This is a genomic window from Polyangium sp. y55x31 (assembly GCF_029946505.1).
Lineage (GTDB): Bacteria > Myxococcota_A > Polyangia > Polyangiales > Polyangiaceae > Polyangium.
Window position 1 is genome coordinate 186,823 of record NZ_JARZHG010000010.1, and the last position, 12,745, is coordinate 199,567.

Annotated in this window: 13 protein-coding genes; 12 read left to right on the top strand and 1 reads right to left on the bottom strand. The window is 68.8% G+C overall.

All coding sequences use genetic code 11. The features are described from left to right. Positions 1-2: 2 nt before the first annotated feature. The 4 genes from QHF84_RS19960 (at position 3) to QHF84_RS19975 (ending at position 3,134) form a co-directional block, all read left to right on the top strand. Positions 3-335 carry a GlsB/YeaQ/YmgE family stress response membrane protein gene (locus tag QHF84_RS19960; RefSeq protein WP_281314926.1) on the top strand — a complete coding sequence of 111 codons (333 nt, stop codon included), beginning with the start codon at positions 3-5 and terminating at the stop codon, positions 333-335. Positions 336-404: 69 nt separating this feature from the next. Continuing rightward, a complete protein-coding gene (locus tag QHF84_RS19965; RefSeq protein ID WP_281314927.1) occupies positions 405-833 on the top strand; it encodes a hypothetical protein in 429 nt (142 codons plus the stop codon). 61 nt (positions 834-894) lie between these two features. Next, a complete protein-coding gene (locus QHF84_RS19970) occupies positions 895-1,992 on the top strand; it encodes a serine/threonine-protein kinase (protein ID WP_281314928.1) in 1,098 nt (365 codons plus the stop codon). Positions 1,993-2,159: 167 nt separating this feature from the next. Beyond that, positions 2,160-3,134, top strand: coding sequence for a hypothetical protein (locus QHF84_RS19975; protein ID WP_281314929.1), 975 nt, complete (start codon positions 2,160-2,162; stop codon positions 3,132-3,134). 15 nt (positions 3,135-3,149) lie between these two features. Here the strand turns inward: QHF84_RS19975 and QHF84_RS19980 are convergent, their stop codons facing one another. Then, entirely contained in the window at positions 3,150-6,317 is a 3,168-nt protein-coding gene (locus QHF84_RS19980; RefSeq protein WP_281314930.1) for a serine/threonine-protein kinase, read from the bottom strand. 91 nt (positions 6,318-6,408) lie between these two features. Here QHF84_RS19980 and QHF84_RS19985 point away from each other — a divergent pair, with 91 nt between their 5' ends. The 8 genes from QHF84_RS19985 to QHF84_RS20020 all read left to right on the top strand — a co-directional run bounded on the left by QHF84_RS19985 (position 6,409) and on the right by QHF84_RS20020 (position 12,725). Next, complete coding sequence (locus QHF84_RS19985; RefSeq protein WP_281314931.1) at positions 6,409-7,044, top strand: hypothetical protein; 636 nt, start codon at positions 6,409-6,411, stop codon at positions 7,042-7,044. A gap of 151 nt (positions 7,045-7,195) precedes the next feature. Further along, positions 7,196-7,606: a hypothetical protein gene (locus QHF84_RS19990; RefSeq protein ID WP_281314932.1), complete on the top strand. Its 411-nt coding sequence runs from the start codon at positions 7,196-7,198 to the stop codon at positions 7,604-7,606. A 185-nt stretch (positions 7,607-7,791) separates the two neighbouring features. Then, positions 7,792-8,562 (top strand): LamG domain-containing protein, encoded by a 771-nt coding sequence (locus tag QHF84_RS19995; protein ID WP_281314933.1) that lies wholly within the window; start codon positions 7,792-7,794, stop codon positions 8,560-8,562. Positions 8,563-8,729: 167 nt separating this feature from the next. Beyond that, positions 8,730-9,131 (top strand): hypothetical protein, encoded by a 402-nt coding sequence (locus QHF84_RS20000; protein ID WP_281314934.1) that lies wholly within the window; start codon positions 8,730-8,732, stop codon positions 9,129-9,131. Between the two features lie 14 nt (positions 9,132-9,145). After that, complete coding sequence (locus QHF84_RS20005; RefSeq protein WP_281314935.1) at positions 9,146-9,805, top strand: hypothetical protein; 660 nt, start codon at positions 9,146-9,148, stop codon at positions 9,803-9,805. A 48-nt stretch (positions 9,806-9,853) separates the two neighbouring features. Then, entirely contained in the window at positions 9,854-10,891 is a 1,038-nt protein-coding gene (locus tag QHF84_RS20010) for a hypothetical protein (RefSeq protein ID WP_281314936.1), read from the top strand. Positions 10,892-10,893: 2 nt separating this feature from the next. Then, on the top strand, positions 10,894-12,255 hold the full coding sequence (locus tag QHF84_RS20015; RefSeq protein WP_281314937.1) for a hypothetical protein: 1,362 nt from the start codon (positions 10,894-10,896) through the stop codon (positions 12,253-12,255). Then, positions 12,252-12,725, top strand: coding sequence for a hypothetical protein (locus tag QHF84_RS20020; RefSeq protein ID WP_281314938.1), 474 nt, complete (start codon positions 12,252-12,254; stop codon positions 12,723-12,725). Before QHF84_RS20015 ends, QHF84_RS20020 begins: the two co-directional genes overlap by 4 nt. Positions 12,726-12,745: the final 20 nt, after the last annotated feature.

Genomic DNA, 12,745 nt, shown 5'->3' on the forward strand with positions numbered 1-12,745 from the left:
TCATGTTGCTGATCGTCGCCGCGCTCGTCCTGGGCATCTGGGCGACGTTCAGCGTGCTCGGCGTGCTCGTCACCCTGGCCATTGCCGCGATCGTCGGCTGGATCGCCGATCGAATCGTGCCCGGCCGCCTGCCGTACGGCTGGGCCGGCGCGATGGTGGCAGGCCTGCTCGGGAGCTGGATCGGCTCCCTGCTCATCGGCCACGTGGGCCCCACGATCGCGCGAATCCCCATCATCCCGGCGATCCTCGGCGCAGTGATCGTGGCCTTCGCGGTGCAGCTCCTCGTGAAGCGTGGCATCGGCCCGCGCCCGCGAGGGCCGGAGACGCGCGTGTAGCCGAGCCGAGGCACAGGCGCGCTCGACGGGCGCGACATTTTTCCCGTCCGTGCCTATCGTTCCGCTCACATGATCGTCGAGCGCGCCCCCTACCCGCCTGTCGAGATGGGCCTTCACCGGGTGCAGCGTGAGGGGCCCCTCGTCCATGTCGCGATTCGTGGCAATACCTCCCTCCCCGAGATGCAGACGCTCGTCGGCGTCTACCAGGCGACCTTCGACGAGTTCGGTTACCTCCTGATCCTGCTCGACATGACGACCTCGGGGGACCTCACCACCCCGGCCCGCAAGCACGTCACCGAATTCGTCCAGGCGCACGCGATGCAGCTCGCCGCGGGCGTCTACGGCGCGTCGTTTTACCTCCGGATCACGCTCGAGCTCATCAGCCGCAGCGTCCGGGTCCTCTCCCGCCAAACCCCTTCTGTCTCCTTCCACGCCGAAGAAGCGAACGCCCGCCGCTGGCTCGCCGAGCAGGTCCCCCTCCTCCGCGCGAAGGGGTGAACGACGGAGAAACGCCGGAGCCGGTTGCCCGCACGCCGGGCGTGCGCCTATCCTTCCGGGGTTGATCGGCCGTAAGCTCCAGGAAAGGTTCGAGATCCTCCGCGCCATCGGCCACGGCGGCATGGGCACCGTCTACGAGGCGCGTTCGCTCTCCGGAGAGGAGCGGGTCGCGATCAAATGGATGCACGCGCGTCCTTTCGCCGCGAACGATCCGGATCTGCTTCGCTTCGTGCAGGAGGCGCGTATCGTGGGCGCGCTCGAATCGCCGCACGTGCCGCGCCTCTACGAGCTCGCGCAGGACCCGGACGTGCAGGTGCCCTACCAGGTGATGGAGCTCCTCGCCGGCGAGGACCTCGGCGCCCTGCTCGATCGGGTCGGCGCGTTGCGGCCCGACGCGGCGCTCCGCATCGCCGCGCAGGCGTGCAAGGGGCTCGCCGTGGCGCACGCCGCGGGCGTCGTGCATCGCGACGTCAAGCCGCAGAACCTCTTTCTGTCGCGGCAGGATGGAGGGGCGCTGGTGGTCAAGGTGCTCGATTTCGGGGTCGCCAAGATCCGCCGCGCGTCCCCGGGCGCGCCGAAGGGCCTCACGGCGCCGTCCACGTCGATGACGGACAGCGGCCAGGTCATGGGGACGCCGCTCTACATGGCGCCCGAACAGCTCGAAGGCGCCAAGCACGTCGACGCGCGGAGCGACGTGTATTCGCTGGGCGTGACGCTGTATGCATTGCTTTCGGGGAAACCGCCGCACGCGGACGCGAAGTCACTGCTCGAGCTTCTGAACCGGCTGGTCAGCGGGCCTCCGCCCTCCCTCGCGGACGCGGCGCCCTGGGTCGACGCTGCGATCCGCGCCGTCGTCGAGCGCGCGACGGCCGCGGACAAGGAGGCTCGTTATCGCGACGCCGGCGAGATGCTCCGCGCGCTCGAGCCGCTCCTGCCCGAGGGCGCGGATCTCACGGAGGAAAACCTCGTCCCGGTGGACGAGGCGTCGAAGCGAGAGGCGCTCGTGCAGCCGGCGCGGGCGCCGGACGCGGCGGGCCGAGGCCCCGCGACGGAGCTCGGTGCGCCCGGGGCGCAGCGGTGGCCGAAGGGACGAGGGATCGCCGTCGCCGTGCTCATCGCGGCGGTGATCGCCGGGATCTTGACGCTCCTCCGCAGGTGATGGCTGGCGCCTGCAGCGGTGCATGCCCGCGCCTGCAGGCCCGGGCCTGCACCTCCGAGGTCGGCTCCGGCGAGCGCGCTCGATTCGCGGGGATACGCGGTACTCGACGGGCATTTCGTGGTGGCACGGCCCCTGCTATCTCGATCGAGTCACCAAAGGAGCCTGCCATGAAAGACCCGACTTCGATCCTTCGAAACGCAGCCGGCCTCGTCCTCGTCGCGATGAGCATCTATGGAATGGGCTGCGCCGTGGAGGCGGGTGACGTCCATGCCGACCTCGACGAGGAGAACCTCGGCGAGGCCGTGCAGGGCGCGGCGGGTTATCCGGGGACGCTCAATCACCTCCGGTATCAGGTCCTCCACAACCACGGGGTCCAGCACACCACGCGGGCCCTCGGCGCCGCGGCGCTCGCCAATCAGAGCGGCCTCCTGACGTCCATGCCTTACATGCCGGCGCCGGACGCGACGGGGCCCATGGCCGGCGCCCGGGTCGAGTACCTGGAGATCCTCATCGGCTGCGCCTTGCCGGCGGGCACCAGCGTGCGGGACCCGGCCCATATCACCGGTTATCTGTACCTCTTTGGCACCTCCACTCCCCTGTACCGGGTTTACGCCGGCGAGATCGGCCTCGCCCCGGATTGGAGGACGCGAGGGCTCACCACGGTCGAGAAACAGCTCGTCACGGCCTGCGTGCTCCAGCGGACGAACCGGTTCGGCGAGGAGGTCGAGATCATGCTCGAAGGAAACCATCCTGCGATCACCCGGACGGAGGCCGACAAGCTCCTGTATCCGGGCATCGAATCGCGGGCGTGGGGCAACATGTTCGACTCGACGATCCCGCTCAGCACGACGAACTCCGAGCTCGATGCGACGGATGCCCCCTTCAACGCCTACATCTGCCACGAGACGGCGTCGTGCCCCACCGGGGTCCCCGGCATCCTCCGGCAATGCGACGCCATGGATGCATGCGGGTTCATCTACCTGGGCAATTGCACGGACCACATGAAATACTGCAACTATCGGTGGCTCCACAACCTCCCGGCCCCGCAGAGCTGTACGCAGTTCAACTACAACATCCTCGCCAGCTTGAAAGAGGCCGACACGGTCTGCCAGATCCCGCCCGGCCCCGATCCGAACCTCTGACCGCCCCCGCCCCCCTCACTCCATTCCCTTCGCCTCCTTCACCATCTCGCCTCGGGCCTGCGCGAGCCGTGGGTTTTCCCGCAATGCCTCGGCGAACGCCTCGCCCGCCGCGCGCGCCGCCGCCCGACGGTCCTCCCCGCGCGCGGCCCTGGCCCGCACGAGCAAGAGCTCCCCTTTCGTCGCGAGGGCCTTCGGATCACGCGGGTGGATCGCGAGGGCCTTCTCCACCATCCCGAGCCCCGCGCTCACCTCCGCCTCCGCGGTTTTTCCGTGCGCTTCGAGCCAGGCCGCTTTCCGGGCGTGAACATTGGAGAGCGTCTGGTAGGGCCGAGGGTCGTTCCGTACCTTTTCGACGAGGGGTCGAAGGAAGGCCGCCGCGGCCTCGAAATCCTGCTCCTCGGCCTTGCCCTGCGTGGCCTTCGCCAGCGCGCGGAAGAGATCCATCCTGGCCACGATGTCGTGGAGATCGATGTCCGAGGGGTCGGCCTCCGCGGCCTTGCGCACGGCGTCCCGGAGCGCCTGGAGATCCGGGGGCGGCCCGAGGCCCGTCGCGTGCAGATGCTCGGCCTCGACGAGCCGGAGCTCGGCGATCTCTTGCAGCAAAAACCCCGTCTCCGTGCCCGGCTTCGCGAATGCGTGGATCTTCTCCACGCCCGCGGCGATCGTGGCGCGTGGATCCCGGCCCAGCGAGAGCTCGTGCGCGGCCCGGAAACGCGACGCTCTCGCCGCGTAATAGGCGGGCAAGAACCCCCCGAGCTTTCGCTGCTCGGCGAGCGCCACGGCGCTTTCGAGGGAGCTCACGCTCTCCTGCGCGTCGAGCCCGTGCTCGGTCTCGTACTGGAGCCTCTGCAGGCTCGCGCGGATGTTGCCGAATACGGGCAACGTGAAGGCCGGATCCGCGGCGAGCGCCTGATCGAACCGTCGCGATGCGCTCGCGAGGAGCGGGCGAGGATCCTTGCCGTGGAGCCGATCGACCTCCGCCTGGATGAGATACACCTGCCCGAGCTCGTTCAGCGCCCACGTGAATCGGGGCTCGAGCCCGAGCACCGTCTCGTAGGCCCGCACCGCCTCCGCCACGTCCACGACCTCGCCGCGCGTCGATCGCACCGTCACCTGGAGGTATGCCGTCACCGCCCGCGCATACAGCGCGGCGACGTCGTGCGGTCGAAATCGAACCGCCTCCTCCACCGCTCGGAGCGCCTCCGCCTCCGCGGCCTCGACGCCGACGCCGCTCCGGATGGCCGCGAGGAACCGAAAATGCAAAAGGGCCGCCCGCTGCACCCGCGTATCCCCGTCCCGCGAGCTCGCAAGGACCGCCCGCGCGCACGCGGCCTCCGCCACGCCGACCTCCCGATCCGGCGGCTTTCCGACGGCGTCCATCGCGAGCGCCATCTTCTCCCACAGCTCGCACGCCGCGCGATGCATCTCCGGATCGCTCCGCGCGAGGTCCGCCGCCGCCGCATACGCCTGCGCCGCCGGCTCGAAATGACCTTTCATCTTCTCGTGATCGAACGCCGCGTCGTGCCGGTACTTGCTCCCCATCGCATACAGCGCGTCCGCTTCGAGCTTCTTCGCCTCGTACATCCAGGGCGCCTTCTCGAACGCCTCTTTCCCCTTCGCGAGCGCCTCCTCGAGTTTGCCCTCGTAGAGCGCGATGAGCCCCTCCGCGTACGCGGGCGCCTCCACCTTCGCGGCCACGGCCGCCCGGAGGTGCGCGAGCGCCGGATCCCGGAGCGCGCGCTCGATCTCGGCGACCTTTTGCTTTCGCTCCTCCTCGTTCGTGATCCGCCGCGTATCCGCGAGCGCCCGCCGATAAAGCTCCCCGAACGCCCGGCCGAGCGCATAACGCAGCTCCGCCGACGAATACCCCGCGCCCACAGCCCGCTCGAGGTGCGCCCGCGCCCCCTCCGCGTCCCCGAGCGCGAGCGCCCCGCGCCCGAGCGCGTAATGCCCCGGCCCCTCGCCCACCTCGCCCGCGGCCTTCATCCGCTCCCCGATCTCGTCGAGCCGCGCCCGCACCACGTCCCGCTCCCGCTCCACGTCGTGCAGCGGCATTCCGTAGGCGCTCCGCAAAAACAACTCCATCTCCTTCACGTCCTCGCCAAGCGTCTGCGCCAGCCGCTCCCGCTCCGCGGCGCGCCGCCCGGCCCGCACCCAGGCCCCGGACACCCCGAGCCCGCCGAGGAGCAAAATCGCCCCGAACGTCGCCAGGAGCTTGTGTTTCCGCGCCTTCTTCCAGGCCACGTAGCCGAACGACGCGCGCCTCGCCTGGATCGGATCGCCGTCGAGATATCGCTGCAAATCCTCGGAGAGCGCCCGCGCCGAGTCGTATCGACGCGCCGGATCCCGCTCGACGCATTTCATCACGATGGTCTCGAGATCCACGGGCACGCCCGTCGTCACCTTGCCGAGCGGCGGCGGATCCTCGAAGGCCACCATCATCAGGAGCTTCCACGGGTGCTCCGCGACGAACGGCGGCCGCCCCGCGACGATGTCGTACAGCGTCGCCCCCAGTGAATACACGTCCGCGCGCCGATCGAGCGCCCGCACGTCCCCTTTCGCCTGCTCCGGCGGCATGTACGCCGGCGTCCCCACCACGGCCCCCGTCTGCGTGTGTCCCTTCTCCTCGACCTCCCGCGCGAGGCCAAAATCCATGATGTAGGGCTTGAGCGACCCGTCCTCCCGCCGCTCCACGAGGATGTTCCCGGGCTTGATGTCCCGATGGACGAGCCCCTGCCGATGTGCCTCGTGCACCGCGGCGGAGACCTCGCGCATCACCTTCACCCGCTGCTCCAGCGAGATCGTCGGCGCCACGCTGGAGAGCGGCTCGCCGTCGATGAATTGCATCGCGATGTACGGCTCGCCGTCGACCTGACCAGCCTCGTACACACGGCAGACGTGCTCGTGCTGGATCCGCGCCTGCGAGCGCGCTTCGCCGATGAACCGGCGCCAGAGCTCCGGGTCGTCGCCTTTGAGGAGCTTCAGCGCGACCGCGCGTCCGAGCCGCGGATCCCGCGCTCGGTACACCGTGCCCATCCCGCCTTCCCCGACGAACGTGATGTCCTCGTATCGCTCCGCGAGCGAAGGCGGCACGCGCCGGCGCGGATGCGGCGCGGGGAGATCCACCGGGATCGTCGCGTCGAACGCGATGCCCCGCGGCGTGTCCCCAGGAGCCTCGTCCATAATGGAAGGATTGTCGCCCGGCTTCGCAGGCCGAGGCAAGTCATCTATCTGCCTTGCAGCACGCGCTCCGGGGCCGGTAACATCCATGCCCATGCAGGGAAACGCAGTCTCACGAATCGCCGCGCGCCTCGCGGGCCTCTCCGTTGCCGTCGTCCTCGCGCTCGCCGCGGGATGCAGCGCGACGAACGCGCCCGGCGTGCATGGCGAAGGAGGCGCGGCAGGCGGGACGACGGCGTCCACGGGCGGGGCCGGAGGCGGCGAAGACTTCGAGCCTTGGGTCGGCCCTCCCCGGGCGTTTTGCGGGTTCGAACAACCTTGCAAGGACGGGTATTTTTGCTCCTTCGGGCCCAGTTGCCAGGGCCCGGGCCATTGCATGAGCAAGACGACGTGCACGCCGATGCCCGGCGCCGTGTGCGGGTGCGATGGGAAGGTGTACGCAGACGACTGCGCAGCCCGCGCGGCCGGCGTCGACGTCACACGGGACGCCTGCGCCACCCCTCCGGGCACGTTTTCCTGCCAGCAACGATTCTGCAAAGCGGGCGAGGAGGCGTGTCTGGACGACATCTTCTTCAACGACGGCTGGTGCGCGCCGCTCCCGGAGGCGTGCAAGCTCGACCCGAACCCGACGGACTGCGCGTGTTTTGGGGTGAGTGCGCCTTGCAGCGACTGCAGCGTCGACGCGAACGGTCAATTCATCTTCACCTGTTACACCCTCGCCCCCCCCTGAGGCCGCGTCCGCTCGGCGCGCGGCCCGGCGCGCTCGCTCGTGCAGGCGCGTATCGTCCGGTCAGGACGAACGAAAAGCGTGCAGCGCGGTTTCTGTTTCCCTGGCACCGCCGTTGCTGACGTTTCGTCTGCGAGCGAAAGGAGATCGACTCATGATCCGACGCTACCTGGTTCACGCCGCGGCATTCGCTGCCTCCCTGCTGCTCTTCGGCTGCGCGGGTGAAGAAGGGGGCACGGCCGAGCGCGACACGGGTCATTTCACCGCGAAGTGGACGATCAGCAACCAGCGGGCCACGAACTACTGCGTGGCGTACAACGCGACGGGCGCGCTGATCGACATCCGCAACGAAAAGGAGGAGTTCGTCGCGAAGATCCGGGTGCCGTGCAACCAGTTCGAATCGAGCATCGAGCTGCCCGTGGACAACTACCACGCGTCGATCGTGCTCGTGAAGGAGAACGGGGACGCCGTCGGCAACAAGATCGACCTCGGCACGTTCAAGGTCGGCGCCGGCGACGACGTCACGCGCGAGGCGACCTTCGCGATGCCGCCGCCCTCGTCCTGACGCAAAACTACAGCAATGCCACCATGGGGCTCCGAGCGTCCGCCGCTCTGGAGCCCTTTTCGCGTCCGCCTGCACGGCATCGACCAGGTTCCCCTCGTCTCCGGGGGGGGAGTTCTCCTATCCTGGTCGATGCCGCGGCGCCCCTGCCTCGGCCATTTCGGACATTTTTCCAGGAGAGATCCTTCATGCAGCTTCGAAGCCTCACGCGTCTGCGTGTGTCCCTCGCGCTGTCCTTCGCTTTCCTCGCCTTCCCGTCCGCCGCCTCGGCGATCGTCGCGGCGCCCAACGCGCATCGCTGGTATTTCGACGAGGAGGACGGCACCATCGCGTACGACGACGCCGGCCTCTTCGACGGGATCCTCGGCGAACACGCGACGCGAACCGCGGGCCCCTTCGACTCGAACGTGCTCACGATCGTGCCCACGAGCATCGCCGACTACCGTGGCTACGTCGATTTCGGCGAAGTCGCAGCCTTCGGGACCACCGACTTCACGATCACCCATTGGTACCGGACGACGTTCAGCGGCAGCGGCAAAAAAGGCGAGATCCTCGGCAACCGGATGAAGGACGCGAAGGGGAACTTCATCTCCGTGTACCTGAACGGCGACGGAACGATCAGGGTCGAGCTCTGCGAGGACCCCTGGGGCAAGAACTTCGTCTCGCTGGTCTCGGACCCTTCCTTCGCCGTGAACGACGGGCAATGGCACCACCTCGCCTACGTCCGCGAGGGCGGCATGGTCTCGCTCTACATCGACGGCCTGTTCGCCGCCTGGAGCAACACGGGAGGCTGGGAGCCGACGAACCTCGACGGGCTCCAGTCGCTCCGCATCGGTCGGCGCCTCCCGGCGTTTTATACCGACTACCACACGATCCCGGCGTCCTTCGAGGACCTGCGCATCTTCCACCGCGCCCTGAACGATACCGAGATCCTCGACGTGGTCGACGGCGTGCTTTGAGCCCTCCCGGCGGCGCAGACGTGATCCCGCGCGCGACGCAAGGGGTGCGTGCCGTCGCAAAGCCTGCGCTCGCCGAACCCCTCCCCTCCCCGACTCCCAGGCCGAACGACAGGGCTGACGTCCTGGCGCAGCGCTTGCAATTGTGCTCCGAATCCTGACGGTCGCCCATGTCGAACCAACGAACCACCCTCGGAGATGCCCTCGCCGCGCTCGCGCATGACGCGGCGCTCGCGCAGGACAAACTCGACCACGCGACGCAGCAATCGCAGGCGCGCTACGAGGCGTTCGTGCGCGAGGTCGCGAAGGGCGCCGGGACGGTGGATCCGGCGTTGGCAGAGATCCTCCTCGACCTCGCGCCGCGGCGGCTGTGCGTTCGTGGGTTCGACGTGGAATGCCGCGTGCGGGTGGGCCTCCAGCGCTCGGTGCACGTCTCGCTCGAGGCCCGCCCGCTGAACCTCGCCTACCAGCGCATGTACCAGAGCTCCCGCTCCACCGACGACGTCATTCGTATCGAGGTCGAGCAGGTCCCCGCAGGTCCCCAGCGTTTTCCGCAGTCGAACAAGGATTGAATCAAGGAGAAGCCATGTCGAGCACTCTCATTCGCGATCTTCACCATGTCCCCGACATCATCGCGGCGCTCGGGCTCGGGATCGCCGAGGCGCAGCGGCGGATGGACCTCGCGTACGTCGAGAACCTCGAGCGCCTCGTCGTCCTCGCCCAGTCCATGCTGGGCGGCTACCAGGGCGTCCCGAAGGATCCGGCGGACCCCACGAAGGACATCCAGGCCAAGAAGCTCGAAGACGGGAGCAAGGAGGCCGAGCAGCTCGCGGCGTACCGCGCGCAGATCGTGGACCTGCTCCTGAAGCTCGCCCCGGCGCGGTATCAGTTCACCCGGACCACGCTCGAGGTGCGGCTCGATCTCTCGCAGTCGTTCCAGGGAGCGGCCGGGCTCGGCGTGGCGGCGGGCGTCGGCGCGGTGGCCGTCAACGCGTCGATGAGCGCGGCGTATGGCTACGATTACCGAGCGGCCGCGCGGTGCGAGACGCGGCTCGAGGCGGCCTTCCCGGATCAGGCTGCGTTCCGCGCGCTGCTCGACAGCGTGGACAAGGCCGGCAAGGGCGCAGGCGATCTCGCGTTGCCCGGAGTCCCCCAGGTGGAGAAGGACATCCAGGACAGCGCCTCGAAGGTGTTCGAGCGAATGACGGGTTTCTTGCCTGCGCCCGTGAAGACGGACGGAAAATAGAGCCGCGAGGGTCTTCGCGTCCGGCGCGAGGGAGCACCGAGGTCCGCCATGGCCAACGATATCGCACAACTCCGGAAAGACCTCCGGCAAAAACTCATCAAACTGGAGGACTGCCTGGAAGAGCTGAACACCTCGTGCGGCGACGCGAGCTCCACGGAGGCCAAGCTCGCCCAGCTGTTCCGGAAGCTCGACGATGTGCGGGGCGAGGCGGCCGCACTCCTGCCCTCGCTCCGGCGCACCGAAGCGGATTTCGCGTCCTTCTTCGCGGAGGTGGGCAGATCCGTGCTCTCGGCGCAGGAGAGCCTCGACGCAGCCTCCCGCGTGTACCTCAAGAACAACAAGAACGCCAAGCACGTGCCGCCGACCGTGTACCGGATTCCCCGGGTGACGGCGGACATGAAGTTCTCCCTCGAGAGCATCGGCTCGAAGAATGTGAACGTCGTCTTTTATTCGAAGGAGGAGAAGGTCCGCGATCTGCATCAGCAGTCCGTGCAGCTCGAAATCGTGGCGGTCCCGGCGCCCCCCGATTACGATAGGGAGAACGACGATGCCGGGGGCGAGAGCAATGGCCCCGGCGTCGCGTCTGCCGTGACGCCCGAGGGGCCGAAACCCATGGTGGCCGAGGCGCTTACCGTGCCGGCAGCCGAGGCGCTCCCCATGACGGCAGCCGAGGCCCCCGCGCTCGTGCCTTTGCACATCGTGGAGGCGGCGGCCTCCGCCCCAGCAGCGCGCCCGCTCGCCGGGCCCGCGGAGCGCGAGGGGATCTTCGCGGCCGTGGCCGCCGCCAAGGGTAAAACCGCGGCCGAGACGCGCTCCCTGCGAAAGCGCCTCCTGCTCGACCATCGCGATCACGTGCTGATCTTCGCGAACCAGCACCGGACCGCGTACTTCTTGATCCTCGCGACGGAGGGCAAGAAGCCCGAGCTCGCGCTCTGGCAGCTCGGGCCGGCGCGCGGCGAGCTCACGCTCCTCCATCGCTTTCCGACGGATGCCGCGTCGCGAAAGCGCAGCGCGACCCTGCATCGTCATCTCGCGCGGCTCGGCAAGCTCCAGGCCCACGCCCTGCAATCGCGCAAGGAGGCCTGATCTTGTCCGGCGTCGAGGCTCGACTTGCCGACCTGCACACGGCCGTTTCGGGATTCGCGCAGGTCGTGGCGGACGCGGGGAGAGGCCTCGTTCGGCTCTCGGCGCCGCCGCCCGTCCCTGCCGCCGCGCGGCGCGAACTGCTCGTGCTGCGCACGGCCCGGCTCTCGTGGGAGATGCACCTCGTCCAGAGGCAAGAGGAGGTCTTCCTCGTCTGGAAAGGCCGTCCCAAGGAGGGCGTGCTCGCGCGCGCCAAGGTCCGCGTGCGCCTCGACGCGGTCGACCCGACCGTCCCGCGTGAGACGAGCGCCGGGGCCACGCTGCAATATCGGATTTCGCGCACGCGGATCGTCGTCGATTCGATCGAAGACCTGGAGCTCGACGTGCCGCAGTTCGGTTCGTCGTTCGAGCTGGACAAGAAGAAATCGATCCTCCTGCGTGTCGGGCCGAACGGCGAGGAGAGGCTCTTCGTCCAGAACCCGGAGAACGGAGGCGGGCTCATACACGCGGCGGACGTGATGTATGGCCAGAAGGGCTTCTGGCGCTGGGTGAGACGGGAGGCCGAGGGGTGGGAGGCCGCGCCGTTCCTCGCGCTCCTCGCGGCGTTGAAATCGTGGGCGAGGAGCGATCCGAGCGCCGGCCCCGACGAGCAGCTCGACGACTGGCAGGAGAAGGCGAAGCGCTCCGTGCTGTTCCGCTTCCTTTCGAACCTCGCGGACGCGTACGTGCAGACGTCGGATCTCCTCGCGACCGGGGCCCTGCCCTCGCCCGCCGATCCGCCGTGGCTCCGGGGGCTCGTCCCCGGCTATCGGGTCGCCGAGTTCGAGGCGGAGGGCAACCTGCAAATGGGCCCGGACGGGCACCTCGCGGCCGTGAACGAGCCGAAGAGCGGGCTCGCGTTCGTCGCGCGGCTCGAGGACACGGAGCCTTCGCCTCGCCTGCGCTTCACCCTCGCGCCGCCGGATTTTCTCGTCGGAGGGGCGCGCCACGCGGCCTTCGTGGAGGCGCTGCGCGAGCAGATCGACGACGCGACGGCGCGTCGAATCGGTTTCTCCTCGGCGCGCACCTTTGGTGTTTTTCTCGACCAGGCAGAGGCCGACATCGTGTTTTTTCGGACGGAGCAGAACGGGGAGATCGACACCGACGCGGCCTTCCTCGTCGCGCCGTTCGAGGGGAGGCTCCGCCATGTCCTCCTCGGCATCGACGCGCGGGTCTCGGGAGAGGACGCCCCGGCGGTCGAGCTCCTCGAAATCCGGAGCGAATACGACGACGTCGAGGATCCCGACGCGCCCATGAGCGACGCCGCCGTCGATTACTTGTTCCGCATGATCACGGCCCTCGAAGGGTGGTCGGAGGCACGACGATGAACAGGTGGACCCGCGCGAGCGTTTCGCTCCTCTTCGCCCTGCTCGCCGCGGCTTGTTGTCACGAGCCGTGCAAGCCTCCGAAATGCGGGGGGCCTGTGCAGGCTTGCCCGAACGACTGCCCTGCCCCGAGCTGCGCGGACCTCGGTCCTCAGCAGGGGAGCCTGAACGCCATGGTGGAGCCGCTCGCCAAGAACATCACGAGCGTGCTCGCCGAGCCGAGCTTCTTGCCGCAGGAGCGGTATACGACTTGCTTCGCGGCCCGCGTCCTTCAATGGCGGGAGCGGCTCGCGACGATCTACGCGGCGGCGGAGGCCGCAGGGCGGCTCGACGTCGCGACGCGCGCGCAAAACCTCGCGTGGAGGCTGAAGCTCATCGGCGAGGAGGATGTCCGAAGGCAGGCGCTCGAGGAGACGTGGATCGAGACGCGCCTCGCGGACCTCGTGCGGGTCGTGAACCAGCCGCCTCCGTGATCGAGGGGTGCCGAGAGACG